The organism is Nocardia wallacei (assembly GCF_014466955.1).
In the GTDB taxonomy this organism is placed as follows: domain Bacteria; phylum Actinomycetota; class Actinomycetes; order Mycobacteriales; family Mycobacteriaceae; genus Nocardia; species Nocardia wallacei.
The window spans coordinates 2,093,562-2,118,761 of the sequence record NZ_AP023396.1 but is presented as its reverse complement, the minus strand read 5'-3'; the positions used below and the strand labels follow the sequence as shown (position 1 = coordinate 2,118,761).

Here is a 25,200-nt window from a genome sequence, read left to right as displayed (position 1 = left end):
CAAATGGCAGAAGTACTCGTGCTCGTCGAGCACGCGGAGGGTGCGCCGAAGAAGGTCACCACGGAACTCCTCACTGCCGCCCGCACGCTGGGCAGCCCGGCCGCCGTCGTGCTCGGCGCGGCCGGTACCGCCGACAAGCTCGCCGACGCCCTGGCCGCGGCCGGCGCCGAGAAGATCTACGTCGCCGAGTCCGACGACGTCGAGGGCTTCCTGGTGACCCCCAAGGTCGACGTGCTGGCCGGTCTGGTCGAGTCCGCCTCCCCCGCCGCGGTGCTGGTCGCCGCCTCCGCCGAGGGCAAGGAGGTGTCCGGTCGGCTGGCCGCGCGCATCGGCTCCGGCCTGCTGGTGGACGTCATCGACGTGAAGTCCGACGGCTCGGTCACCGGCTCCATCTTCGGTGGCGCGTTCACCGTGGACTACAAGGCCACCGGCGACGTGCCGGTGATCTCGGTCCGCCCGGGCGCCGTCGAGGCCGCCCCGCAGGCCGGCGCCGGCGAGAAGGTGACCGTCGAGGTCCCCGCGCAGGAAGAGGGCGTCACCAAGGTGACCTCCCGCGAGCCCGTCGCGGGCGGCGACCGGCCGGAACTCACCGAGGCCACCATCGTGGTCTCCGGTGGCCGCGGCGTCGGCAGTGAGGACAACTTCCACAAGGTCGTCGAGCCGCTGGCCGACGCGCTCGGCGCCGCGGTCGGCGCCTCGCGTGCCGCCGTCGACTCCGGCTACTACCCGGGCCAGTTCCAGGTCGGCCAGACCGGTAAGACGGTCTCGCCGCAGCTGTATGTCGCCCTGGGTATCTCCGGCGCGATCCAGCACCGGGCCGGCATGCAGACCTCGAAGACCATCGTCGCCGTCAACAAGGACGAAGAAGCGCCGATCTTCGAGATCAGCGACTACGGCATCGTGGGCGACCTGTTCAACGTCGCCCCGCAGCTGACCGAGGCGGTCAAGACCCACAAGGGCTGATTCACTCGCGAACGGCCCCGGGGCAGCTGCCCCGGGGCCGTTCGCGTGTCCCGCACTGCTCAGCGGCGGTTGGTGATGACGCCGATGGCGGTGGGGATGCAGAGGGCCAGGCCCCACGGGACCTCGACCCAGAACGGCCAGAAGTAGCCCATTCCCGTGGCCAGCCAGATCACCACGCACAGCAGATTGACGAAGACCCACGGGGTCCACATGATCAGCACCCACGTCGGCACCCGGCCCGCGGACGACCGCTCGGCGTGCGGCGAAATGCGCTGGGCCGGAAGGTCGGACAGCAGCGGCTCCAGTTCGCCGTACGTCCGGGCGGTATATACCCGCTGCACCCGCTCGTCGAATTCGGGCAGATTCAACCGGCCCTCGTCCATGGCGAGGCGCAGACGCGCGACATACTTCTCGCGATCGGCGTCGGACGCCCGCAAGTTCTCGTTCCCCACGCCGTCAGCCTAAGTCGACAGCGGCGTCGGCGCTGCCCGATCACGTATGCGGCGACAGATCACGGGGAGATCATGCGGCGGCGAAAGAATTCGATTGCGCGGCCCGACCTTCGACGGGAATGCTGGGCGGATGCCGATCGCGCTGCCGCCCGAGGTCGAGTCGACAATTCGCACCGTCTTCGAGGAGCGGGGTGAACAGTGGTTGCGCCGGTTGCCCGCGGTGGTGGACAAACTCTGCGCCGGTTGGGGTCTGGAGCTGATCGGGGATTCCTTGCGCGGGGGCACGCATTCCTTCGTGGCGCCGGTGCGGCGTGCGGACGGGTCGGTCGCGGTGCTGAAGGTCCCGGTGGTCGACGAGGAGAATGTCGGCGAACCGGCCGGGCTGCGCTGCTACGGCGGCGACGGCGCGGTACGGATGTACGACTTCGATGCCACCTCCGGAGCGCTGCTGCTGGAGTGGGCCCGGCCGGGCACGCCGCTGCTGCGCCAGCCCGGCTTCCCGAGTCTGGAGGGGCGTCCCGAGCACGCCGACAAGATCGAACTGGCCGGTCGGCTGTATCGCCGCCTGCGACGGCCGCCGACCGGGATCGGCGAAGAGTTCCCCGCCCTGCCCGAAGCGGCCGCCATGGTCGCCGACTGGACGGTTCTGTTCGGCCACCCGAATGCCGAAGTCGCGCAGGTGATTCCGCGTGTCCTGTTCGACCGGGCGGCCACCTGGTGCGAGACGCTCGCCGTCCCGGACGGGCCGTTGCTGATCGTCAACCGCGACACCCACCTGGGCAATATCCTGGCCGCCGAGCGGGAACCCTGGTTGCTCATCGACCCGAAACCGTACCTGGGCGAGGCCGCCTTCGACGCCGGCTTCCTGATCATGATCCAAACGCAGTGCGCACCGACGACCGAGCAGGCCCGGCGAGTCGTGCGGCACACCGCCCGCGCCCTCGAGGTCGACCCGGAACGCGCCCGGGGCTGGGCGTTCATGCGTGCGCTGGAGGAAGTCGCGTACGCGGTGGAGGACGACGAACCGGACATGGTGCGGCTGCACCTGGCCGTCGCGCACGCCCTCGCGGATAGTTGACACGTCGCCGGGTGTGCCCGAGCGAATGGCCGCTCACGCCGGGCCGACCCGCGACTCGCCTGGCGGTGCGGCGGATTTGCCGTGATCGGCTACCGGACAAGGCATTTGCAACCTTCGCACCGACTCCATGCAGACCGGGAAGTCCATAACGAATCGGTCGCTGTTGCTCGGAATAACTGATAATGTTTGCCGTCGTCGGGCATCGGGGCCGAATACGGCCCGCTCGGGCAGGATTTCGAAATCGAAACCTACTGTCCGGTAAGCAACTTCGAGCCGGTGCCGACGTGAGAGTCATCCGGCCCTGGTGTCTGGTGGTCGGCGAGTTGAGGAAGGACGAGGCGGCCGGGCAGCCGGCAACAAGGGAACCTGATGAATCAATCTACCGCCGTGACGATTTCGTGGATCCTCGCTGCAGTTCTCATATTGGCCGTCGCGGCGGCGCTGTATGCGGCGTACTACGCCGTACATCAGCGCTCGCGCGCCGAGACGGCCGAACAGGCGCTGCGCGGGCAAGAGGACGAACTCGAACAGTTCACCACCAGCACCATGCCCTATGTGGCCGATGCGGTACGCCGATCCGAGGTGACGGTGGAGATACCGGTCGCCGGCGGGCAGACCCGCCTGGGGCAGCTGCTGCACGCACTCGGCGAGCGCTATATCGGCGATCTCCGCATGATGCAGGCCGAGACCCGCGACCGGGCCCGCCGCGAGGCCGACTACGAGGCGCAGCAGGCAGCCGCCCGGGCCGAGGCCAAGGCCCGCACCGATACCGAGAACGCCGCCCGCGAGGCGACAAGCGCCGCGGTGCGCGCCTTCGGCACCTCGGTGGTCAGCCTCGGCGCCGACGTGAGCCAGGTGGTGAGCACCGCGCTACGTGAGCACCGCGGTGACGATGTGTACGAGACGCTGACCCGCATCGACCACAGTGTCCAGCAGATGATCCGCCAGGCGCAGTCCTACGTGATCGTGTGTGGTGGCCTGCCCGGTCGCCGCTGGCCGCAGCAGGCGCTCACCGACGTCGTCGGTGGCGCCGTCGGCCGCGTCCGCGACTTCACCCGCGTGCGGCCGCACCAGCTCGACCGCGTCGTGATCAGCCGCGCGGTGGAACCGCTGGTACACACGCTGGCGACGCTGCTGGACAACGCGCTGCGCTACTCGCCGCCCACCTCGTTCGTCGACGTCACCTTCCAGGAAGGTCACCACGGCGTCACCGTGATCGTCGACGACGCGGGTGTGCGCATGAACGCCGAGCAGATGGAAGAGGCCCGGCAGGTGCTCGCCGGCGAGCGCGTGGTCGACATCCACCAGCTCGGACCCGCTCCGCGGGTGGGTTTCCCGGGCATCGCCGCCCTGGCCCGCCGCTACGGGTTCACCGTGTACATCGACGGCCCCAACACCTACGGTGGCATGCGGGCCATGGTCTACGTCCCCGAGGCGCTGCTGGCCCCGCGCGAATCCACCACTCCGGAGCTCGAGGCCGGTACGCCGCCGATGATCTCCGCGGCTCCCGAGCCGGCCACCTCGCCCTCGGCACGGCACGGATTCGACCGGGAGACCGCGGATTCCGGCCAGGCCCCCGTCCGGATGACGGGCGGAGCACACACGGTGACAACGGAGGGATTGCGTACGGGCGGGACGGACGACATCCGGGCCACCGCATCGGGCCCGCGGCCTCTGACCACCAGCGGCGCGCACGCCGCAGCGACGGATGATCAGTTTGTGACAGCGAACGAAGCCGAGGACGAATCCGAATCCATATCGACCGTCCACGAAATCACACCGGGCGGGTTGCCGCGTCGCCGACGCCGGACCGTGTCGGTGTCCACGCTGTCGCGTGGGCCGGACACCGATACCGAACTCCCCCGCCCCGATATCGCCGCCGCGTGGCAGAGCGGCACCCAGAGCGGCCGCACGTCTGCCGCGCACGAAAACACCGAAGGGATGACATCCTGATGGGCACACCCGGTACAGCCGTCAGTGACGGCAACAAACTGGCCTGGATGCTCGAGGACCTCAACGTTCCCGGCGTCCGCTTCGCCGTCCTGCTTTCCGAAGACGGCCTGCGGATCGCGCAGATCGGCGAGATCTCCGTCGACGACGCCGAACGATTCGCCGCCGCGGCCTCCGGCCTGCGGTCGCTGGGCAAGGCGCTCGGTGAATTCTGCGGCGCGGCGAATTCGGTGCGGCAGAACATGACCGAATACGACGACGGGATGATCTTCATTACCGCCGCCGGGGAAGGCGCGCTGATCGGCGTATCCACCACCTCGCAGGTGGACGTCAGTCTGGTCGCGCATCGGATGAACGAGCTCGCGGCGCGGGTGGGCCGCGAACTCGGCAGCCTGCCGCGCACGCGGTAGCGGGCCATGGGAGCGCGCAGCGAGCGAACTGACGGCACAGCCCGGCGCCTGCTCGTGATGACGCCGAGCGCGAGCGAGGCGGTGATATGAGCAGGCATCGTCGCGACCCCGACCTGGTACGGGCGTATGTGCGCACGGGTGGACGCTCGCGCGCGAGCCGGGTGCTCGATCTGGTCACCCTGGTTGTGGTGGCGCAGGACCCGCCGCCGGGGCTGAGCCCCGACGGGCGGCGGGTGATGAGCGTGTGCAGCCGGCGCGGCGCCCTGTCGATCGCCGAGATCGCCGCCTATCTCGATCTTCCGCCCTCGGTGGTCAAGATCATCGCATCCGATCTGTTGGACAGCGGCCATCTGGTCAATCCGGCACCCGCCGACCAGGTTCCGGAACTCGCCTTGCTGGAGGAGGTACTCAATGGGCTCCGCGCTCTCGCCGTCTGAGCGCCCGTCTGCCCTCACCGAACGCACCGTCGACTACGTGCCCGAAACCGTCACCCGGTCGGTCAAGCTGTTGGTGGCGGGTAATTTCGGCGTCGGTAAGACCACGTTCGTCAACAGCGTGTCCGAGATCCGGCCGCTGCGTACCGAGGAAACCATCACCGAGGCCAGCATCGGTGTGGACGACATGGCCGACCTGCCGGGCAAGGTGACCACCACGGTCGCCATGGACTTCGGCCGCATCACGCTGAATCCGCAACTGGCGCTGTATCTCTTCGGCACACCCGGGCAGCGGCGGTTCCTGCCCCTGTGGGAGGAGCTGTCCCGCGGTGCGCTCGGCGCGCTGGTCCTCGTGGACACCCGCCGCATCGACAAGGCCGACGAGGTGCTCGCGGTGCTCGAGGAGCGCGGGGTGCCGTATTCGGTCGCGGTCAACGAGTTCGAGGGCGCGCAACGCTTTCCGCTGCACGAGATCCGGGAGGCGCTGGACCTCGAGCCCGATACCCCGCTGACGGCCTTGGACGCGCGCGATCGCGGCCCGTGCCTGCGATCGCTCATCACGCTCGTCGAGTTCCTGTTCCAGCGGCTGGAGTCGCAGGGTTGACCCGGCCGCCGGCACCGAACCAGGGGTGCCCGGTGCGCCACGGCTCACCGATCGACACCGACGGTCCGCGGGTTCCGTTGCACGTCCCCGAGTTCGCCGCCGATCCGCACGCGGCCTATCGGGACATGCGGCGGCGCTACGGGTCGCTGGTGCCGGTCGATCTGGCGCCTGGCGTGCCGGCCACGCTGGTCATCGGGTATCGGACGGCGGTGCGAATCCTCAACGACCCCGAGCACTTTCCGGCCGACCCGCGCGCCTGGCAGCAGTCCGCGCCCGCCGACTCCCCCATCCTCCCGATGCTGGAGTGGCGGCCGAACGCGCTGCGCAGCGCGGGCGTCGAACACGAGCGGTACCGCCAGGCCAACGTCGCCGCGATCGACGGGGTGGATCTGCACGCGATGCACGCCACCGTCGAGCGCATCGCGTCCCGGTTGATCAACACGTTCTGCGAGACCGGCTCGGCCGAGCTGATCCAGCACTACGCCTTCCCGCTGTCGTTCGAGGTGCTCAATGTGATGCTGGGCTGCCCCGCCGAGATCGGGCAGCGGGTGGCGCAGGGTATGGCGATGATGTTCGAGGTCGTCGAGGCCGAGCGCGGTAACGAGATGCTCACCCAGGCGCTGGTCGAGCTGGTCGCGCTCAAGCGGGCCCACCCCGGCGACGACATCATCTCGCGACTGCTGGCGCATCCGGTCGGTCTGGACGACACGGAGATGATCCACCAGCTGGTCACCCTCTACGGCGCGGGCATCGAACCCCAGCAGAACCTCATCGTCAACACGCTGCTGCTGATGATGACCGACGACCGCTTCGCCGGAAACCTGCTGGGCGGCAGCCTGTCGACGCGGGACGCGCTGGACGAGGTGCTGTTCACCGACCCGCCGATGGCCAATTACTGCGTCACCTACCCGCGGCAGCCGGTGCTGATCGACGACGTCTGGCTGCCCGCGAATCATCCGGTGATCATCAGCATGTCGGGGGCCAACAACGACCCGGCCGTCGGGGTGCGTGAATTCACCGACAACCGTTCGCATCTGGCGTGGAGCGTCGGCCCGCACTCGTGCCCGGCCCGGTCGGTGGCCTATCTGGTCGCGCAGGACGCCATCGATCAGCTGCTCGACGCGTTGCCGGAGTTGCAGCTGGCCGTGCCCGGCGACGAATTGACCTGGCGACCCGGGCCGTTCCATCGCGCGCTGACGGCGCTGCCGGTCACCTTCCCGAAATCGCCGCCGCTGCGCGTGTAGTCGTCAGGCGCTGTGCAATGCCGCCAGCAGCGTGGTGAGGATCGGTGACGGGCGCAGGTCGCTGCGCAGTACCGCCGAGACCGGCACGCGCAGCGGTCGGCCCGACAGGCGCAGTCCGGCAATGCCCTCGGCGGGGGTATCGGCGTAGAGGATCGTCCACGCGTCGGGGCGGTTGATCAGTTCCATGGTGGCGGTGTGGTCGGGCGGGATCGGCGGGCCGTAGGTCGGCGGGGCGGGCAGGTCCGCGAACGCGCGCCGAACCACGTTGTGCAACAGCACCTGTTCTTGCTCCGGGGGCAGGAGCAGCGGATAGTTCCCCAATTCCGTGAGCGTCACATCGTCGCGACCGGCCAGCGGATGGGCCGTCGACACGGCGATCACGAGGTCCTCCACCCAGAGTTTCTCGACCGTCAGACCCGGCTGATCCACCCGGCCACGGATGAGAGCGAGATCACAGTCGCCGTCCGCCACCGCGGCGATGCGCTGCCGGAACGGCTTGATCACGAACTCGATCTCCGCACCCGGATGCGCCTCGCGCGCACCCGCGATGGCCGAGAGCGATCTTGTTGCGAAGGACATGTTGGCGGCCAAGCGAATTCGCGGCCCAGACGACCGCACAGCTGCGCGAATGGCCGATTCCAGGCTCAGCATTTGTTTCGCAAGGGGAAGTAGCCGCGTCGTTGCGTCGGTCGGAACGACCGACCGCGTGGAGCGCTCGAAGAGCTGTACACCAAGATCATGTTCGAGCCGGGCGATCTGGTGACTGATAGCTGATTGCGATATGAAGCACCGCTGCGCGGCTCGGCTGAAGCTGAGTTCCTCGCAGACAGCGACGAAGTAGGACAGCTGCCGCAGTTCCATCAAGATCTCCATTCATGACCGATCCAGATAAGATTCATCTAAATTATGCGCCCTGACCCTCGGAACATCTGGATTCCGAATCACGGTTAGTAATGACAGAAGGAGGCTGTCATGCAACACGTGGATGCGGGAATCGAAACCGCTGAGGTCGTCATCGTCGGCTCGGGCTTCGGCGGACTCGCCGCCGCGAAGCAGCTGAGCAAGTCGGGGGTCAACTACGTACTCATCTCGAGCACGCCCGAGCACCTGTTTCAGCCGCTGCTCTACCAAGTAGCGACCGGTGTGCTGCCCAGCACGGACATCGCGCCGCCGATCGCGGGAATCCTGCACCGGCACAAGGGCGCCGATGTGCGGCTCGGCAAGGTCGTCGACATCGACGCCGAGGACGCGGTGCTCACCTACGAGACGGCGGACGGCCCGCGCCGGATCCGCTACGGCTCGCTGATCGCCGCGACGGGCGCCAACCAGTCCTACTTCGGGCGTGACGATTTCGCCCGGAAGACGTTCTCGCTCAAGACCATCGACGACGCCAAGCGGTTGCGCGCGCAGATCGAGCGGGTGTTCACCGAGGCGGCGACGGCCGACCCCGATTCGCGGGAGCGGCTGCTGAGCTTCGTGGTGGTCGGCGCGGGGCCCACCGGCGTGGAGGTCGCCGGGCAGCTCAAGGAGCTCGCCAAGCGGCATTACCACCAGGAGATCTCGGTGTCGCTGGTGGAGGGCGCGCCGGCGGTCTTGCCGCCGTTCGGGGGCAGCCTGTCGGAGTACGCGCGGGAGTCGTTGGCGCGCAACGGTGTCGAGGTGCTGCTGGACACATTCGTCACCGACATCGAGGCCGGCAAGGTGACGGTCAAGACGAAGGACGGTGTCGAACGCGGCATCGGCGCGGAGACGGTGGTGTGGTCGGCGGGTGTGCAGGCCGGCGGATTCGCGCGGCTGCTGGCCGAGGCCACCGGCTGCGAGACCGATCGCGCCGGGCGGCTGCTGATCAACCCCGACTGCACCGTCGGCGGGCACGCCGATATCTACGCCATCGGCGACATGACCTCGCTCAACGGCTACCCCGGGCAGTCGCCGACGGCGATGCAGGAGGGCCGGCACGTCGCCGACATCATTCGCCGCAAGAAGCAACCGGGCACTCCTTTCGTCTACTGGGACAAGGGTTCCATGGCGGTGATCAGCCGGTTCAGCGCGGTCACCAAGCTCAACGACAAGGTGAAGTTCACCGGTTTCATCGCGTGGATGGCCTGGCTCGCGGTGCACCTGTTCTACCTGGTCGGCTTCCGCAACCGGTTCGTCGCGGTGGTGTCGTGGCTGGTGGCCTTCATCGGTACCGGCCGCCCGGGCTTCGCCGAGACCGAGAAGCCCACCGCCGCGCCGCGCTCGGATTCGGAGCGCCGCGCGGCGTAACCATCACGCCCGAGGTTGTGGCGGGGCCTACAGCTTCGCCAGCACCTTGCGCACCGTCAGCCAGGTGCGGGTGGTGATGTCCTTGCCGTACACGGATTCCAGCCACGCCATGTGGTTGGGCGTGGTGCTCGCCGTGTTGTCGATGACGGCGAGCACGGCCGCGGCCGCCTCGTCGTACCCCACGATGCGTACCGCGGCAGCGAGTTCCGCCGGGAGCGCGTCCGGGGCGGCCGCCGTGCGGTCCTTCAGGAATGTCACCGTGAGGTAGGTGCCGCGCCCATGGGTCAGCCCCGGGAAGGGGTCGGAGTCGACCAGTGCGCGCAGTTCCTCGCGGCTGCGGAGGATGGTGCCGCCGCCGATGCCCAACTCGGCGTTCAACGCCTTCTGGATGCGCGATTCCAGTGCGGCAGCGTCGGATTCGGCACTGCCGAACACGATGTTGCCGCTGCTCAGCACCGAGCCCACCGCGTCGAAACCCAGCCCCTCGAACACGCCCCGCAACTTCTCGTTGCGCATGTTCGGGTTGCTGGGCATGATCCCGCGTAGCAGGGCGGCGTACCGGTGCATGGGCCTGACGGTACTCGCGCCCTCGGACAGGTTCGAACGTGTCAGCCGGCCTGCGACGCGCCGACCCCGTTCTTCTTGCGTTCGATGTCCTCCAGCGCCGCCAGGTACTTCGCGCGCTCCGCGGCTCCGGCCTCCCACGCCTCCTTGCGGTTCTTGACCACGCGGGCGGGGGCGCCGACGGCGATGCCGTAATCGGGGATGTCGCCCTTGACCACCGCGTGCGCGCCGAGCACGCACCCGCGACCGACCCGGGTCTCGCGCAGCACGGTCACCTTGGCCGCGATCCAGGTGTCGGGGCCGATGCGCACCGGGCTCTTGACGATGCCCTGGTCCTTGATCGGCAGCGTGATGTCGTCCATGCGATGGTCGAAGTCGCAGATGTAGCACCAGTCGGCGACCAGCGTGGATTCACCGATCTCGATGTCGAGGTAGGTGTTGACGACGTTGTCCTTGCCGAACACCACCTTGTCGCCGATGCGCAGCGAGCCCTCGTGGCAGCGGATGGCGTTGCCGTCACCGATGTGCACCCACTTGCCGATCTCCATGCGGCTCAGCTCCGGCGTCGCGTGGATCTCCACCCGCTTGCCCAGGAAGACCATGCCGCGCAGCACGATATGCGGGTTGGTCAGCCGGAATTTGAACAAGCGGTAATACCGCACCAGGTACCAGGGGGTGTAGGCGCGGTTGGCGAGCACCCAGCGCAGCGATGCCATGGTCAGGAAACGCGCCTGCTCGGGGTCCCGCCGGCGCGACCCACGCCATCGCGAGCGCAACGGTGCGCCCCACATGCTCGTCACGAACTCTGCTCCCTCGTCCAGCGGTGTCGTCGTCGAGGTACCAGGGTACTTTCGCCGCGCGATGCGGCACCCGCTGCCCTCGGCTCACCCAGCCCGGTGGTAGCGGGGCCGATGTTCTAGTCTCGTGCAGGCCCGTACGAGCAGATGGGAGTCCAGCAGGTGCGAAGCGGCAGCCGGCGATCCCCGCGCAGCGAGCACGACCGGGGGACAGTCACCGATCACCGCGCGGCGTCGCGCCGTCCCGCGCGCCGAGTGGCCGCGCTGGCGGGCGCCTGCGGCCTACTCGCGCTGACCGCGTGCGGCAGCACCACCTTGGACGACATCAAGGTCGGCCCGGGTAAGGGCTGGCCGGTGGCCTATCACGACGCGCGTAACAGCGGCGCCAGCCCGGTCACCGGGTCGCGGCATCTGGTCGCGCGCTGGGCCCGGCCGCTCGGTGGGCCCGCCGCGACGCCGACCATCATCGGGCCCGGTGGGCAGATGTATGTCACCACCCGCCTCGCGACGGACTGCGTCGGCGTTCCGGGCGCCACGGGCGCGATCGTGTCGCTGCAGATGCCGACGGGCCGCAAGCGGTTCTGTAATGCCATGGGACCGGATGTCGCCGCGGCGGGCGCGGCGGTCGACGGGCTGGACAACGTCTACGTCGGCGACAACGGCGGCCTGTTCTCGTTCAACGCGCTCGGGCAGCCGCGCTGGCGCACCCCGGTGGCGGGAGTGCCGGTATCGGTCCAGTTCACCAGCGACGGCAAGGTGCTGTCGGTGACGCAGTCCGGTCAGATCGACGTGGTCGAACGGCAGACCGGGAAGCTGGCGGCGGCCACCTTCCAGACGCTGGGTGAGCCCGATTTCCTGCGGCAGCCGGGCCTGCCGCGGCCACCGGACGGCCAGGGCGTCGGCGACTGCGCCACCGGCGGCCCGCAGTGCCCGGTGGCGAATGTGTCCGCGCTGGAACAGAACTCCGGCCGCTTCTATCTCACCGTGCGACGGCCGGGCACGACCACCGCGGCGCTGGTCGCCCTGCGCTACGCGGACAAGCAGATCCGGCAGGAGTGGAGCGTCGACATCCTCACCGACGGCAGTGCCACCAGCCCGACGCTGTCCGGAGACGGGGAGACCGTGTACGTCGGCGACAACAGCGGCCGGTTGCTGGCCGTCGACGCCGCCGACGGGCACACGAAATGGACGCAGCCGCTGGGCTTCGCACCGCAAGGCGCGGTCTCGGCGCAGGACGGGCTGCTGATCCCCGGTGGCGACGACGGTCACCTGCTGGCGCTGCGCGACAACGGCGACAGTGCCGAGATCGCCTGGGAGCGCAAGGATCTGCGGCTGCGTGGCCGCCCGGTGCAGACCGCGGGAAACACCGGCTACGCGGTGGCTCCCCTCGGTGACTCGCTGAGCCTGGTCACTTTCGACACCAGCGACGGCAAGACCCTCGCCTCCATCGGTCTGCCCGGCGCCCAGGGCACGACCGTCGGTACCGCGGTGAGCGCCAATGGTGATGTGGTCGTGACCACCCGCATCGGCGAGCTGTTCGCCTTCCAGCCGGACGAGTAGAACTTCCCCTTGCGCGGCAACGGCATTCACCCCCTCGGTGGTCGAACACCGGGCCGAACCCGACTCAGCGGGGCGGCGGGGTCTCGCAGAGGAAGACCGTCGGGGTGCGGCCTATTCGGGTGACCACCAAGGTGTGCGGGTGGGTGCCGCGGGGTTTGAGGCGGGCGCGCAGGGCGTCCGGGTCGAGATCGACTCCGCGGGTGAGGATTTCCAAGGGGCCGCAGTCGCGGCGGTGCAGTTCGGCGCGGAGGGGTTTCTCGCGGAAGTCGAGGCGGTCGAGGACGCGGAAGCCGCGCACGCCGGTGGGAACGCTGTCGCCGGTGAGATAGGCGATACGGGGATCGAGCTGCCACAGCCGGTGTTTCGCCGCGTAGTGGCGGACGAGTCCGGCCCGCACCACCGCGCCGTCGGGGTCGATGATCCACTCGCCGGGGGCGCGGTCGGGGATGTCGTCGGGTTCGGCGTCGGTGAGCGACCAGGACGAGCCGTCGGAACCGAGGACCGTGGCGCGGCGGGTGACGCCCGGCTCGGTGAGGGCCGACGACCACAGACAGGCCTCCCGGACCGCGCCGTCCAGGGAGACCACCTCCACCTCACCGGCCCACGTCATGGCGGCTGTGCGCCCCGCTGCCGGACTGGAGTCGCGGAGTGGATGCCCGATCCCCCGCGGCGCGAAACCGTCGAAATCGAGGCCGGGAGCGCACTTGACGACCAGATCCCGGCCGCGATAGGCGTCGATCAGGTCCGGAAGCGGGGGCTGCAGCTTGGCGGGGTCGTGCGTACGGCGGCCGTCCGAGCGCCGGGCCGGGTCGGCGACGACCACGGTGCCGGTGGTGCACGGGGCGAGCGCGTCGGCGCGGGCCAGTAGCACGTTCCCGGCCCCGGACAGGTTGTGCGCGGCCATGGCCAGCCGGACGTCGTCGAGGTCGCTGCCGATCACCGCCGGGCAGACTTCTTGCAGCGCAACCAGTTCCGCCCCGATCGAGCAGGTCACGTCGTGGACGTCCCGGCCCGCCAGCCGCCGGGCCCGATGCCGCGCGACCGCACTCGGCGTCGCCTGCTGCAGAGCGTCGTCGGTGAACAGCCACTCCCCCGGCCGCGCCAGCTTCGCCCCGGCCCGCCGCCGCAGCCGCACGGTCTCCACCAGCGCCGCCGCCCGTTCCCCGTGCTCACGCCGCACCCGCTCCAAGTCCCCCACCAGTGACCCCGCCGTCAACCCGAGCCGCCCCACCTCCGCCAACGCCGAAACCCCGGTGCCACTACGCAAATACGCGACGTCCGCCACCGAGAACCGATAGCCCACTACCGCCGCCCCTCCCCGACGACCGACCCGGCGCCGAGCATGTCAGCGCCCACCGAGTCACTCGGCAGCGGACGGCCGATCCGCGGTAACGCGGGCGTGCGACGGCACGCTCGAGCCGAGACCGGCACCCGCCGATGCCCTACAGCCCGGGTGCGTACGGACCGGGCCGGTTCGGCCATCGTGCGAATAAGGCTGGGGCGCACTACTTTCCGGCGGCCAGGGGCTTCACGCCGGTGATCATGGCGTTGTAGAAGAAGCGGCGGGGGACGATGTGCTTGAGGACGCGCTCGTCCACCCAGCTCAGGCCCAGCCAGGCGCGGTACTGGGCGAGGCGGTAGCGCCAGCTGAGCTTCTCGGCGGGGACGGCGGCCTCGAAGGTGCGCACGGGCCAGCCCCACAGGGCGGCGGCGAACTCCTCGGTCTCGGCGTGCACCTGGGTCGCGCCGGCCGCGCGGGCGATGCCCTCCAGCTGGGACGGATCGAAGGTGTGCAGGTCGACCACGGCCTCCAGCGCGGCCGCGCGCGAGGACTCGTCGAGTTCCTCCTGCGGACGCCGCCACTCCCGCAGGAACGGCAGCTTGGTGACCTCGGTGGTGACCTTCCAGGTGACCTGACCCAGCTTGCGGGCGTACAGGTTGCCCACCGTGGTCGGCTCGCCCGCGAAGACGAACCGCCCGCCCGGCTTGAGCACCCGCAGGCATTCCTTCAGAGCCAGTTCCACGTCGGGAATGTGGTGCAGCACGGCGTGCCCGACGACGAGGTCGAAGGTGTCGTCCTCGTACGGGATGGTCTCCGCGTCGGCGACCCGGCCGTCCACCTCCAGGCCGAGGTGCTCGGCATTGCGCAGCGCCACCTTGACCATGCCCGGGGACAGGTCGGTGACCGAGCCGCGTTTCGCGACCCCGGCCTGCATCAGGTTCAGCAGGAAGAAGCCGGTACCGCAGCCGAGTTCCAGAGCCCGTTCGTACGGCAGCGGCGCATTCGGCGCGACGGCGTCGAAACGGCCCCGGGCGTACTCGATGCAACGCTCGTCGTAGGAGATCGACCACTTGTCGTCGTAGGTCTCCGCTTCCCAGTCGTGGTAAAGCACCTGGGCCAGCTTGTTGTCGGCAAGCGCCGCCTGGACCTCCGCCTCGGTGGCGTGCGGGTTCGGCGCGGGGTCGTCAGGACGTGCGGTCATGGTCCGCTAGCGTACTCGAGCGATCAGCGGGCCGAGATCAGCGGCCCACGAATTCGGCGGAACCCGGACCCGACGCCGAATAGGAACGTGTTCCTATGCTGCGGTCCTCGGTGTCGAACAGCTCCGACCATTCGGCGCGAGCCCGATCGTGGCCGTGCGTACCGGCCTCGAAGACCCGCTTGGCGGCGGCGAGCGCGCGGGCCGGGCCGGCGGTGAACCGGCGCGCCCAGCGCAGGGCGGCGGTGTACACGTCGTCGGGGGCGACGACCTCGTCGGCCAAGCCGAGCGCCGCCGCCTCCTCGGCCTCGACGAAACGGCCGGTGTACACCAGGTCCTTGGCGCGAGCCGGTCCGATCAGCAGGCTCAGCCGCCGGATCCCGGCGACGGGGATCAGGCCCGCGTGAATCTGTGGCAGGCCGAGCTTGACGTTGTCGCCGATGATCCGGCGATCGGCGCCCAGGGCCAGTTCCAGCCCGGCGCCGAGCGCGTACCCGCTGATCGCGGCGACCGTCGGCTGCGGCAGGCGGGCCAGGCAGCCGAGGGCCCGCTGCAGGTCACCGACCACCGCGCGAGCCTGCTCCGCGGACAGCCGGGCCAGTTCCGCGAGTTCGTCGCCCGCGCTGAAAACGCGCTCGTCTCCGTAGACGAGCACCGCGCGCACCTCGGCGTCCCCCGCGATCCGATCGGCGGCCTCGGCCAGCTCCAGCGCCGACTGCACGTCGATCAGGTTCATCGGCGGCCGCGCGAAGCGCAGCACGGCAATCCCCGCCTCGGCACGGTCCACGGTCACGTATTCGGCCACGGGGCTGGAGCCTACTGGGCAACGACGCCCGCTCCGGAGGCGGTGGGCGACGCCTCAGCTCGGACGCTTCGAGCCTTGCAGGCGGGAGGGGTCGGGCAGGTCGGCGAAATAGCGGTCGTTGTCGGGGAATTGCAGTCTCGGTCTGCCGTCGAGCGTGCCCAGCACGGGCTGGATCGGCTCGATGATCGGGTCGGCGGCGAGAATGTCCGCGGTGGAGCCGAATTCGCCGAGTGCCACCAGCTGTGACCAGGTCGGGGGGAGCAGCACGTCGTCGCCCGCGCGCCAGCGCCGCAGGGATTCGGCGGGTGTGCGCCAGGCGACCTCGTGCGCCTCCGACGTCGCACCGTCGGCCCGCTGGCCGGTGGGCAGCACCGCGACGAAGAACCGGGTGTCGTAGCGGCGTTCCTCGACGACCGGCGTGATCCAGTTGGCCCAGGGGCGCAGCAGATCCGCGCGCAGCACCAGGTTCGCCTCGGCGAGGAAGGTCCCCAGCGACAGGTCCCGGCGTTCCAGCCGCCCGCGCGCCTCGCGGTGGACGGCGGTGTCGGAGACGACGGTGTCGGCGGTCGGCCCGGCCAGCAGCACCCCGCACTCCTCGAACGTCTCGCGGACCGCCGCGCACACCAGTGCCTGGGCCCGGGCCGCGTCGGTGCCGAACCGCCGGCCCCACCACACCGGATCGGGCCCGGCCCAGGCGATTTCGGCCTGGGCGTCGGAGGGGTCGACGCCGCCGCCGGGAAAGACCGTCATGCCCGCGGCGAACGCCATCGCCTGCACCCGTCGCTGCATGAACACCTCGGGGCCGGACGCGCCGTCGCGCACCAGCATCACCGTGGAGGCGTCCCTGGCCCGCGGCGGCGTCGAATCGGGCTCGGCAACAGTCTCGCTCACATCTCGCACCCTAACGTCTGCTCGGGCGCCGACCGCCGACAGGTATGCACCGTACAAACGTGCCGGTACGCGCCGCCGCCCCGTCAGCCGCGGCGGTGACGGTGGCGGCCGAAGCGGTGCGAGCGGCGAGCGAAGTACCGGCCGTCGATGCGATCGAGGGTGATCGACTGGCGGAACGCCTCGCTGAGGTTCTCCGCGGTCACCACCTCCTCGAGCAGTCCCTGCGCCACCACGCTGCCCTCGTTCAGCAGCAGCGCGTGGGTGAAGCCCGGCGGGATCTCCTCGACGTGATGGGTGACGAGCACCGTCGCCGGGGCGTCGGGGTCGGCCGCGAGATCGCCGAGCTTCTCGACCAGTTCCTCGCGGCCACCCAGGTCGAGGCCCGCGGCCGGTTCGTCGAGCAGCAGCAGTTCCGGATCGGTCATCAGGGCGCGCGCGATCAGCACGCGTTTGCGCTCGCCCTCCGACAGGGTGCCGTAGGCGCGATCGGAAAGATGTTCGGCGCCCAGGCTTTCCAGCATGTCGATGGCGCGGTCGGTGTCGATGTCGGCGTATTCCTCGCGCCAGCGCCCGATCACGGCGTACCCGGCGGAAACGACCAGGTCACAGACCTTCTCGTCCAGCGGGACCCGGCTGGCGACGGCCGCGGAGGACATCCCGATGCGCGGGCGCAGCTCGGTGAGGTCGGTCCGGCCGATCACCTCGCCGAGCAGAGTGGCCGTGCCCGACGTCGGATGCACCTCGGCGGCCGCCATTCGCAGCAGTGAGGTCTTGCCGGCGCCGTTGGGGCCGAGCACGACCCAGCGTTCGTCTAGTTCCACCTGCCAGCTGACGGGACCCACCAGGGTGTGACCCGAGCGCCGGACAGTCACCTCGTTGAAGTCGATGAGCAGATCGGGATCCGGTTGCGGCACGGGCTCCATCTTGGCCCACGCCTTCGAACCGCGCCCAACGTGGTCGGTTTGCACGGTAAGTGTCATAGTCGGCCGGGCGGCCGGGCGCGTGCCGAATCGTCGTCGCGACGGGTGTGATTCGGGACTCCTACCCGGGCGGAACGGCGATCACCGTCGTCGAACCAGGCGCGACCTCGGTGAAACCGGCGTCGCGGACCGCGGTCGCCGCACCGCGGCGGACCCGGTCGCACAACGCCGACCACTGCCGCGGGTCCGCGTCGCGGACCGAGCATTCGAAGCCGCGCAGTGACCACGCGTACGCCCGCTCCACCGGCAGCGCCCCGGCCAGCAGCATGCTCGCGTGCCCGACCTGTGCGGCGGCCTTGCCCACGGTCATGCCCAGCTCCGAGTTCACCCAGAGCACCGGGAGTTCCGGAGCGGGCGGGCCGGGTTCGTCGGGCTCGAGGTCGGTGCCGCCGATCTGGAGTTTCCGGATGCGCGGGTCGACGGCACCGACCGGACCGGGCACCAGGGCGCGCGCCTGTGCCCCGCCGATGTCGACTGTCACGCCGTCGACCTCGCCCGCCGCCAGCCACTGGGCGCCCCGGGCCCGCCGTGCCACCTTGCGGATGCGGGAACGCTTCCAGGCCAGGTATCGGTCCGACCATTCCCCGTCCGGGCCCACCCGCGGATCCAGGCACAGCCGCACCACCGCCGTGGCGGCGGCGGCGAGCAGGGAGCTGCGCGCCGGTGGGCCGACCTTGGGGACGTGCAGCACCATCTGCATCGCCTGGACCATGGCGGGGTCGTCCGGGTCGCCGCCGCCGTAACCCTGCGCCAATTCCGCGTGCCGCGCGAGGAATCCCGCGTCCAGCCCGCGCGTCACGGCATCGATCGAATCGGTCATCCTCGAGTTCCCCGTACGCCCACAGCCCCCATACCCAACCCTCACTCCGATCACGCGAACAACCGCTTGTCAGCCTATCGCCGCGCGGCGAACGACCCGCAACTACAGCGAGCGTGCCCGCCACGAAATTCCCGGCCGCTCACCGGTCACACCGGACCGAGCCGATTCGATCACCCGCCGACGAGGACACACTCGCGCGCGATCAGTTGCCGACGGTCACCTCGAGTGTGAAGCGTTGTGCCGGTTCGATTCCCGGCTCCCAGGGGCGTGCGTAGCCGAGGCGCAGTCGGGTCCTGCCGGGGGCTACGGCGACGAAGTGCCAGATCGAGGCGCCGCCCACACCGACGGCGGTTTCCGCGCCGGGGGCGGACCGGTATTCCGGGTCACCGGTCTGCTCGAGGACTGCCGGATCGAGGGCGTCCAGCTCCCACTGGTAGCCGGTGCTCGGGTTGGCCGCGAGCGACACCTCGAGCCGTCGGCCGGGCGCCAGCGATATCTCCTTGCCGTCGGAGTCACCGGTGACGGTCAGCGGCCTGCCGGGCGCGACGGATTGCGTGGTCCGGTCGAGCGAGGGCCGGACCGCCGACGAAAACGGTTGCGGCGTAGCGGAATTCGCCGCCACTCGCCCCGAATTCTCGTCCCCGCACGCGACCAGCACGAGGCCCGACACCAATACCAGCAGAGGCATCCGCACGTTGTTCTCCAGTCATCGATCCGGCGTTCGGGCAAACTCAGGGCAGACTGTATCGGCGGCCCACGTCGGGTGACCTGCACCGCGCCGGAGCGATCGCCCGGCTAACCTCAGGTCAACGGCACCCGGCGCAGCAGTCCGTCGCGGGCGTCGGCGGCTTCCACCTCGTCGCGGGTGACGCCGAGAATGAACAGCACCGCGTCCAGATACGGGTGCGAGAGCGCGGCGTCGGCGACCTCGCGCAGCGCGGGCTTGGCGTTGAACGCGATGCCCAGCCCGGCCGCGTTGAGCATGTCGATGTCGTTGGCGCCGTCGCCGACCGCGACGGTCTGTTCCATCGGCACCCCGGCCTCGGCGGCGAAACGGCGCAACGCCACGGCCTTCGCGGGCCTGTCCACGATCTCGCCGATCACCTTGCCGGTCAGCTTGCCGCCGACCACCTCGAGCGTATTGGCCTGCACGAAGTCCAGTTCCAGGTCGTGCGCCAGCGGCTCGATCACCTGCCGGAAGCCCCCGGACACCACACCGCAGCGGAAGCCGAGCCGCCGCAGCGTGCGAATCGTGGTGCGGGCGCCGGGCGTCAGCTCGATGACCTCGGCGACCTCGTCGATGACCGACTCGTCCAGTCCCGCCAGCGTCGCGACCCGCTGCCGCAGCGATTCCGCGAAGTCGATCTCGCCGCGCATCGCCGCCTCGGTGACCTTGCGGACCTCGTCCTCGACGCCGGCGTGCGCGGCCAGCATCTCGATCACCTCGCCCTGGATGAGGGTGGAGTCGACGTCGAACACGATGAGCCGCTTGGCCCGTCGTGCCAGGCCCGCGCGTTCGACGGCGACGTCGACGTTCTCCTTCGCCGCCACCACCGACAGCACGGTGCGCATCGCGGTTTCCGCCGCCGGGTCGGTCGGCGCGGTCACCATCAGTTCCAGGCCGGTCACCGGATAGTCCGCGATGCCGCGAATCGAGTCGATATTGACGTTCTGCTCGGCCAGCTTGCGCGCGATCACGCTGAACGCCCGCGCCGTCACGGGACTGCCGAGCACCACCACCGCATGGGTCGAGAGCCGGGCGCCGCTCACCGAGTTCGCGCCGATCTCGATGTCGACCTGCATGCCGACCGTGGCCATGGCCTCCTCGAGCTGGTCTTGCAGATCCTCCGGGTCGCGGGGGCAACTCACCAGCACGCCGAGGGTGAGTCGCCCGCGGATCACGACCTGTTCGACGTCGAGCAGGCTCACGGCGTTGCGCGCCAGCGCGGTCAGCAGTACCGAGGTCACGCCCGGCTTGTCGGGGCCTGTGACGGTGATCAGCACGGTCGTCGCCGCGGTACCCGCGTCAGGCCCGGAGGAGGCAGCTTGCCCGACCACGGAGGGCTCGCGGGTAGCGCCATCAGACTCGGACGTGCTCAAGCGAAAACTCCGTTTCTCGTGACATGCTCGGCCGCCGATGACGGCTCGCACATTCTCTCAGGTCGGCCCGGGAGCCTCGGCGGCCACCCGAAAACCGAAACGCGGCGGCCGTCGTGTCGACGGCCGCCGCGGATTCGATCCCGACTAGCTGGAAACCTTGTCGAGTTCCTCGACGTGGTGGGACTTCGAGCCCCAGCCGACGTGGGCCTCGGCCCGCATTCGCTCGATCATGTGCGGGTAGTGCAGTTCGAACGCCGGACGCTCCGACCGGATGCGCGGCAACTCGTAGAAATTGTGCCGTGGCGGCGGGCAGGTGGTGGCCCACTCCAGCGAACTGCCGTAACCCCACGGATCGTCCACCGTGACGACCTCACCGTAGCGGTAGCTCTTGAAGACGTTCCAGATGAACGGCAGCGTCGAGGCGCCGAGGATGAAGGCGCCGATGGTGGAGATGGTGTTCAGCATCGTGAACCCGTCGGTGGGCAGGTAGTCGGCGTAGCGGCGCGGCATGCCCTCCGCACCCAGCCAGTGCTGCACCAGGAAGGTGGTGTGGAAGCCGACCATGGTCGCCCAGAAGTGCCACTTGCCCAGGCGCTCGTCCATCATGCGGCCGGTCATCTTCGGGAACCAGAAGTAGATGCCCGCGAAGGTGGCGAACACGATGGTGCCGAAGAGCACGTAGTGGAAGTGCGCGACCACGAAGTACGAGTCGGACACGTGGAAGTCCAGCGGCGGGCTGGCCAGGATGACGCCCGACAGCCCACCGAACAGGAAGGTGACGAGGAAGCCGACCGAGAACAGCATCGGCGACTCGAAGGTCAACTGCCCCTTCCACATCGTGCCGATCCAGTTGAAGAACTTCACGCCCGTCGGTACCGCGATCAGGAACGTCATGAACGAGAAGAACGGCAGCAGCACCGCACCGGTCGCGTACATGTGGTGCGCCCACACCGCGATCGACAGCGCGGCGATGCCCAGGGTGGCGTAGACCAGCGTGGTGTATCCGAAGATCGGCTTGCGGCTGAACACCGGGAAGATCTCGGACACGATGCCGAAGAACGGCAATGCGATGATGTACACCTCGGGGTGGCCGAAGTACCAGAACAGGTGCTGGTAGAGCAGCGCGCCGCCGTTGGCCGGGTCGTAGATGTGGCCGCCGAGGTGCCGGTCGTAGGCCAGCGCCATCAGCGCCGCGGTGAGAATGGGGAAGGCCAGCAGCACCAGGACACTCGTGACCGCGATGTTCCAGGTGAAGATCGGCATCCGGAACAGCGTCATGCCGGGGCAGCGCAGGCAGACCACGGTGGTGAGCATGTTGACGCCACCGAGGATGGTGCCCAGACCGGACACGGCCAGACCCATGATCCACAGGTCGGCGCCTACGCCCGGGGCGTGCACGATGTCCGACAGCGGGGTGTAGGCGGTCCAGCCGAAATCGGCCGCGCCGCCCGGGGTGATGAAGCCCGCGGTGGCCATGGTGGCGCCGAACAGGTACAGCCAGTAGCTGAAGGCGTTCAGGCGCGGGAACGCGACATCGGGCGCGCCGATCTGCAGCGGCAGCACGACGTTGGCGAAGCCGAACACGATCGCGGTCGCGTAGAACAGCAGCATGATCGTGCCGTGCATGGTGAACAGCTGGTTGAACTGCTCGGGAGACAGGAACTGCAGGCCCGGACGCGCCAGCTCACCACGCATCAGCAGCGCCATCACGCCGCCGATCATGAAGAACGACGTCGCCGTCACCAGGTACATCACACCGAGCACCTTGGGGTCGGTGGTGGTGACCGCCTTGTAGATGAACGACCCCTTCGGCCCCAGACGTGGTGGGTACGGCCGAGTCGCTTCCAACTTCGGGACTGGCTGGGGCTCTACAGCAGTCACTGATCCTCCATTAGGTATGGCCTTGTAGCTGGTTGTCTCTCGACAATGCGCTACGACGCATCGTAAACCGTGCTGTCACAGCGCATCGCGCCCGGTCCTACTCTCTGTCGTAATCGACTGGTCGCGGTGGCGTCGTTGGGGCCGCGCGGGTGCTCTGTGTACCCTTCCCGCATGCCGGTGAGCGAGGTCGACTCCGCCCGAAACACCATTGCCCGCAACCACCGCCACGCTCGGCGTTTGCGCGCGGGTAGCTTGGCGGCGATCGCCGCGGTGACGCTGCTGACGGGCTGCGCCCAGGGGTCCCACGACGACGCCAGCATCGTGCGCACCACCACCAATATCGCCGGGGCCGCCGTGGTCGGCATCGAACGCGACACCCGCACCGCCTGCGCGCTGCCGTCCGCGCCCGACCGGACCTCCGGCACCCGTAACGTGACCCAACCGGCGGGTACCACCCAGGTACCCGCGGATCCGCAGCGCATCGTCGTCCTCGACACCGCGGCGCTGGATGCCGTGTGCGCGCTCGGACTGTGGGAGCGGGTGGTCGGCGCGGTGACGGTGGCCGGTCCGACGCCGCGACCCGCCTACATGGGCACCGGCATCCAGAAGATCCCGAGCGTCGGCGGCGTCGGCGCACCCGACGTCGCGGCGATCACGGCGCTGCGCCCCGACCTGATCATCGGCGCGGCGGGCGGCGGCGACGTCGACGCGCTGCGCCAGGTCGCCCCGACCGTCACCGCCGGTGCGGGCAGCTGGCAGGCGGTCTTCAGCGCCTACGCCGACGCCCTCGGCCGCAGCAACGCCGGAGCGAAGGTACTCGAGGACTACCTGACCGCCGCCCGCGAGACCGGCGCGGCGATCGGAGCGAACCTCTCGCAGGCCTCGGTCATCCGATTCACCGCCGACGACATCCAGGTGCAGGGCGACGACACCTTCGCCGCCGGAGTGCTCGCCGACGCGGGTGTGCAGCGGCCGACCGCACAGCGCGGCGCGTCGTTCACCGTCGGCGCCCTCGACGAACCGGACGAGCGCAACAAGCTCGAGGGCGACATAATCTATCTGATGTTCGACGGCCCCGACGGCGAGAGCCACGGCAAGCAGGTAATGGACGGCAAGTACTGGGAGAAGCTGGGCGCCGTCGTCGACCGCCGCGAATTCGCCGTCGAGGACCCGATCTGGCACGGCACCGGCGTCACCGCGGCCCGCGCGATCCTGACCGACCTGCAGAAGACGCTCAACGGGTACGTCACCGACTGATTCCTACCGGCGGGTGCCACCCGCTTGCGAACTCTTCCGCGGCCGCAGCGCGTAGGCGGGCACGAGCTGATCGGTCAGATGCAGGGCCGGACGCCCGTCGGCGTACGGGATGGAGAAGTTGACCCGGCCCAGCCAGTCGCCGTTGAGGGTCGGCACCCAGTGCGTGAGCGTGCCGGGGCGCTCGCCGGACATATCGAGCCCGGCGCCGTTGATGTGGCGCGGCATCCCCGGATCGCGGAGCAGGATCGCGTCGAGCCGGACCCACACCGGGCGCGGCGGATAGGTGAGCGCCCGGTAGTAGTAGCCGGTCTCGTTCGGGTATTGCAGCTCGGGTTCCGTGCCTTCGGTCCGAGGTAACTCACCATCCTCGTTCGAACGCATATTCGAATACTAACCCGGGGTTCATGACATGTCTTACGACGGTCCGGATTCGCCGAATCTGCTGTTCAGGGCGGGGTCAGCGGGCTTGAACGAGGGCATGTTCGCCATTGGTGCGCCAGGGGCGGCCGGTGGCGTCGAGGGCGGCCACCCGGTCGGCGGGCAGGCCGGCGACGACATCGGACTTCAGGGTTCGCAGCGCGGTGACCGGCGACGGGAAGTAGGCGGTGAGGTCGGCGAAGGAGGCCGTCGGCGTCCGGTCGCGGTCGCCGACCAGGCGACGGTAGTTCAGGTCGCCCTTGAGGATGGTCATCGACGCGCACGCGAACTCGACCGCCAGGTCCTCGGGGAGTTCGTGGAACGACAAAGGGGCGCAGAAGAATTCGTGGGTGCGCGGCACGAGGCGGCCCTCGTTCATCGCCAGCCACAGCCGCTCCCCCACGCCGCGGGCCTCGGCCGTCTCGCTTGCGCGCAGCACGCGCAGCGCGGCCGACAGATCGGCCGTGGTCGCGTCGGAGACATAGTACGGCCGCGGTTTGAGGTAGATCGTCGCCCGGGCGGCCGCGCCGCTGGTGAGCAGGTAGTCGAGGAGAATCAGATCGGGCAGGAGTTCGCGCCCGGCATTGTCGGCGATCAGGCACACGTCGGGGTCGGTGGCGGCGGCCAGCGTCGCCCACAGCACGGGACTGTCGTCGACCAGCAGCCGCTCGTCCCGGGCGCCCGAACCGGCGACCAGCTGGAAACCGAGGTCGGCCTGGTTGCCCCAGAGCGCGGAGACCAGCAGGGCATCGCGCTTCTTCTCCTCCGGCACGCCTGCCAGGTCGGCGAGCGCGCGCAGTTCGTCGGCCACGGCCGGGCTCGCCAGCTCGGCGGCTTTGGTCGGCCCGAACGGGTCGATGCCGCGCCACACGCCGGGCCCGAAATATCCGACCGCCTCGAGCAGCCGCCGGTAGAAGTAGCTCTCGGCCCACAGGAACTCGGCCTCGCCCCACGGCCTGCCCCACAGGTCCCGGCCCCACTCCGCCCAGCGCGGACCGTCGGCCGCATCGGTCCGCAGCGGCTCGATCACTCCCGCGACGCTCTCGGCCAGCAGTTTCCGCAGCGCCGTCTGCTCGGCCTGCCCGTACGGGTGCGCATCGATCACCCGCTCGATCAGCTTCGGATGACGCTCGTGGAACACGCTGTAGGGAAACGAGCCCGGAACTCCCGCGAGAATCGGCGCATCGGTCATCCCTCGATACTGTCGCATCGCTCTCGAGTCGGGAGTGTTGGCCCGCTCGTCGC

At 69.6% G+C, this 25,200-nt stretch carries 25 protein-coding genes; 10 read left to right on the top strand and 15 right to left on the bottom strand.

The window, feature by feature from the left end; all coding sequences use genetic code 11:
- Positions 1 to 3 precede the first annotated feature (3 nt).
- Entirely contained in the window at positions 4 to 963 is a 960-nt protein-coding gene (locus tag NWFMUON74_RS09555; protein ID WP_187687472.1) for an electron transfer flavoprotein subunit alpha/FixB family protein, read from the top strand.
- Between the two features lie 59 nt (positions 964 to 1,022).
- On the opposite strand, the gene NWFMUON74_RS09550 is transcribed toward NWFMUON74_RS09555, so the two are convergent.
- Positions 1,023 to 1,415, bottom strand: coding sequence for a DUF1707 domain-containing protein (locus NWFMUON74_RS09550; protein WP_187687471.1), 393 nt, complete (start codon positions 1,413 to 1,415; stop codon positions 1,023 to 1,025).
- A 130-nt stretch (positions 1,416 to 1,545) separates the two neighbouring features.
- Here NWFMUON74_RS09550 and NWFMUON74_RS09545 point away from each other — a divergent pair, with 130 nt between their 5' ends.
- The 6 genes from NWFMUON74_RS09545 to NWFMUON74_RS09520 all read left to right on the top strand — a co-directional run bounded on the left by NWFMUON74_RS09545 (position 1,546) and on the right by NWFMUON74_RS09520 (position 7,135).
- The gene (locus NWFMUON74_RS09545; protein ID WP_187687470.1) at positions 1,546 to 2,493 is read left to right on the top strand and encodes an aminoglycoside phosphotransferase family protein; all 948 of its coding nucleotides are present in this window, start codon (positions 1,546 to 1,548) and stop codon (positions 2,491 to 2,493) included.
- A gap of 387 nt (positions 2,494 to 2,880) precedes the next feature.
- Entirely contained in the window at positions 2,881 to 4,446 is a 1,566-nt protein-coding gene (locus NWFMUON74_RS09540) for an ATP-binding protein (RefSeq protein ID WP_425300683.1), read from the top strand.
- On the top strand, positions 4,446 to 4,853 hold the full coding sequence (locus tag NWFMUON74_RS09535; RefSeq protein ID WP_187687468.1) for a roadblock/LC7 domain-containing protein: 408 nt from the start codon (positions 4,446 to 4,448) through the stop codon (positions 4,851 to 4,853). Before NWFMUON74_RS09540 ends, NWFMUON74_RS09535 begins: the two co-directional genes overlap by 1 nt.
- Positions 4,854 to 4,939: 86 nt before the next feature.
- On the top strand, positions 4,940 to 5,290 hold the full coding sequence (locus NWFMUON74_RS09530) for a DUF742 domain-containing protein (RefSeq protein ID WP_187687467.1): 351 nt from the start codon (positions 4,940 to 4,942) through the stop codon (positions 5,288 to 5,290).
- Entirely contained in the window at positions 5,265 to 5,891 is a 627-nt protein-coding gene (locus NWFMUON74_RS09525) for a GTP-binding protein (RefSeq protein ID WP_187687466.1), read from the top strand. The genes NWFMUON74_RS09530 and NWFMUON74_RS09525 overlap by 26 nt, the downstream gene beginning before the upstream one ends.
- Positions 5,892 to 5,923: 32 nt before the next feature.
- Entirely contained in the window at positions 5,924 to 7,135 is a 1,212-nt protein-coding gene (locus NWFMUON74_RS09520) for a cytochrome P450 (protein WP_232110932.1), read from the top strand.
- Between the two features lie 3 nt (positions 7,136 to 7,138).
- On the opposite strand, the gene NWFMUON74_RS09515 is transcribed toward NWFMUON74_RS09520, so the two are convergent.
- Positions 7,139 to 7,996 (bottom strand): LysR family transcriptional regulator, encoded by an 858-nt coding sequence (locus tag NWFMUON74_RS09515; protein ID WP_187687464.1) that lies wholly within the window; start codon positions 7,994 to 7,996, stop codon positions 7,139 to 7,141.
- A gap of 111 nt (positions 7,997 to 8,107) precedes the next feature.
- On the opposite strand from NWFMUON74_RS09515, the gene NWFMUON74_RS09510 reads away from it, so the two are divergent.
- Positions 8,108 to 9,403 (top strand): NAD(P)/FAD-dependent oxidoreductase, encoded by a 1,296-nt coding sequence (locus NWFMUON74_RS09510; RefSeq protein WP_187687463.1) that lies wholly within the window; start codon positions 8,108 to 8,110, stop codon positions 9,401 to 9,403.
- Between the two features lie 27 nt (positions 9,404 to 9,430).
- Here the strand turns inward: NWFMUON74_RS09510 and NWFMUON74_RS09505 are convergent, their stop codons facing one another.
- Together NWFMUON74_RS09505 and NWFMUON74_RS09500 are read right to left on the bottom strand one after the other, a co-directional pair.
- Positions 9,431 to 9,970 (bottom strand): DUF1697 domain-containing protein, encoded by a 540-nt coding sequence (locus NWFMUON74_RS09505; protein ID WP_187687462.1) that lies wholly within the window; start codon positions 9,968 to 9,970, stop codon positions 9,431 to 9,433.
- Between the two features lie 41 nt (positions 9,971 to 10,011).
- On the bottom strand, positions 10,012 to 10,767 hold the full coding sequence (locus NWFMUON74_RS09500; protein WP_187687461.1) for an acyltransferase: 756 nt from the start codon (positions 10,765 to 10,767) through the stop codon (positions 10,012 to 10,014).
- Between the two features lie 159 nt (positions 10,768 to 10,926).
- On the opposite strand from NWFMUON74_RS09500, the gene NWFMUON74_RS09495 reads away from it, so the two are divergent.
- A complete protein-coding gene (locus tag NWFMUON74_RS09495; RefSeq protein WP_232110931.1) occupies positions 10,927 to 12,324 on the top strand; it encodes an outer membrane protein assembly factor BamB family protein in 1,398 nt (465 codons plus the stop codon).
- A gap of 64 nt (positions 12,325 to 12,388) precedes the next feature.
- On the opposite strand, the gene NWFMUON74_RS09490 is transcribed toward NWFMUON74_RS09495, so the two are convergent.
- The 9 genes from NWFMUON74_RS09490 to ctaD all read right to left on the bottom strand — a co-directional run bounded on the left by NWFMUON74_RS09490 (position 12,389) and on the right by ctaD (position 22,281).
- Positions 12,389 to 13,627: a THUMP-like domain-containing protein gene (locus NWFMUON74_RS09490; protein WP_187687459.1), complete on the bottom strand. Its 1,239-nt coding sequence runs from the start codon at positions 13,625 to 13,627 to the stop codon at positions 12,389 to 12,391.
- Positions 13,628 to 13,829: 202 nt separating this feature from the next.
- On the bottom strand, positions 13,830 to 14,807 hold the full coding sequence (locus tag NWFMUON74_RS09485) for a class I SAM-dependent methyltransferase (protein WP_187687458.1): 978 nt from the start codon (positions 14,805 to 14,807) through the stop codon (positions 13,830 to 13,832).
- Positions 14,808 to 14,844: 37 nt separating this feature from the next.
- Positions 14,845 to 15,609 carry an enoyl-CoA hydratase-related protein gene (locus NWFMUON74_RS09480; protein WP_187687457.1) on the bottom strand — a complete coding sequence of 255 codons (765 nt, stop codon included), beginning with the start codon at positions 15,607 to 15,609 and terminating at the stop codon, positions 14,845 to 14,847.
- 54 nt (positions 15,610 to 15,663) lie between these two features.
- On the bottom strand, positions 15,664 to 16,437 hold the full coding sequence (locus NWFMUON74_RS09475; RefSeq protein ID WP_232111136.1) for an NUDIX hydrolase: 774 nt from the start codon (positions 16,435 to 16,437) through the stop codon (positions 15,664 to 15,666).
- Positions 16,438 to 16,583: 146 nt separating this feature from the next.
- Entirely contained in the window at positions 16,584 to 17,423 is an 840-nt protein-coding gene (locus NWFMUON74_RS09470; protein WP_187689040.1) for an ABC transporter ATP-binding protein, read from the bottom strand.
- 118 nt (positions 17,424 to 17,541) lie between these two features.
- Positions 17,542 to 18,300 (bottom strand): peptidyl-tRNA hydrolase, encoded by a 759-nt coding sequence (locus NWFMUON74_RS09465; RefSeq protein WP_187687455.1) that lies wholly within the window; start codon positions 18,298 to 18,300, stop codon positions 17,542 to 17,544.
- A gap of 202 nt (positions 18,301 to 18,502) precedes the next feature.
- Positions 18,503 to 18,988, bottom strand: a complete 486-nt coding sequence (locus NWFMUON74_RS09460; protein ID WP_232111135.1) for a protease inhibitor I42 family protein — start codon at positions 18,986 to 18,988, stop codon at positions 18,503 to 18,505.
- A 113-nt stretch (positions 18,989 to 19,101) separates the two neighbouring features.
- Positions 19,102 to 20,358, bottom strand: a complete 1,257-nt coding sequence (gene serB, locus NWFMUON74_RS09455) for a phosphoserine phosphatase SerB (protein WP_187689039.1) — start codon at positions 20,356 to 20,358, stop codon at positions 19,102 to 19,104.
- Positions 20,359 to 20,544: 186 nt separating this feature from the next.
- Positions 20,545 to 22,281 carry an aa3-type cytochrome oxidase subunit I gene (gene ctaD / locus NWFMUON74_RS09450; RefSeq protein ID WP_187687453.1) on the bottom strand — a complete coding sequence of 579 codons (1,737 nt, stop codon included), beginning with the start codon at positions 22,279 to 22,281 and terminating at the stop codon, positions 20,545 to 20,547.
- Between the two features lie 171 nt (positions 22,282 to 22,452).
- Between ctaD and NWFMUON74_RS09445 the strand changes: the two genes are divergently transcribed.
- Positions 22,453 to 23,538, top strand: a complete 1,086-nt coding sequence (locus NWFMUON74_RS09445; protein ID WP_187687452.1) for an ABC transporter substrate-binding protein — start codon at positions 22,453 to 22,455, stop codon at positions 23,536 to 23,538.
- Positions 23,539 to 23,541: 3 nt separating this feature from the next.
- Here the strand turns inward: NWFMUON74_RS09445 and NWFMUON74_RS09440 are convergent, their stop codons facing one another.
- Both NWFMUON74_RS09440 and NWFMUON74_RS09435 read right to left on the bottom strand, forming a co-directional pair.
- A complete protein-coding gene (locus NWFMUON74_RS09440; RefSeq protein ID WP_187687451.1) occupies positions 23,542 to 23,919 on the bottom strand; it encodes a hypothetical protein in 378 nt (125 codons plus the stop codon).
- 76 nt (positions 23,920 to 23,995) lie between these two features.
- Entirely contained in the window at positions 23,996 to 25,147 is a 1,152-nt protein-coding gene (locus NWFMUON74_RS09435) for a damage-control phosphatase ARMT1 family protein (protein ID WP_187687450.1), read from the bottom strand.
- Positions 25,148 to 25,200 lie beyond the last annotated feature (53 nt).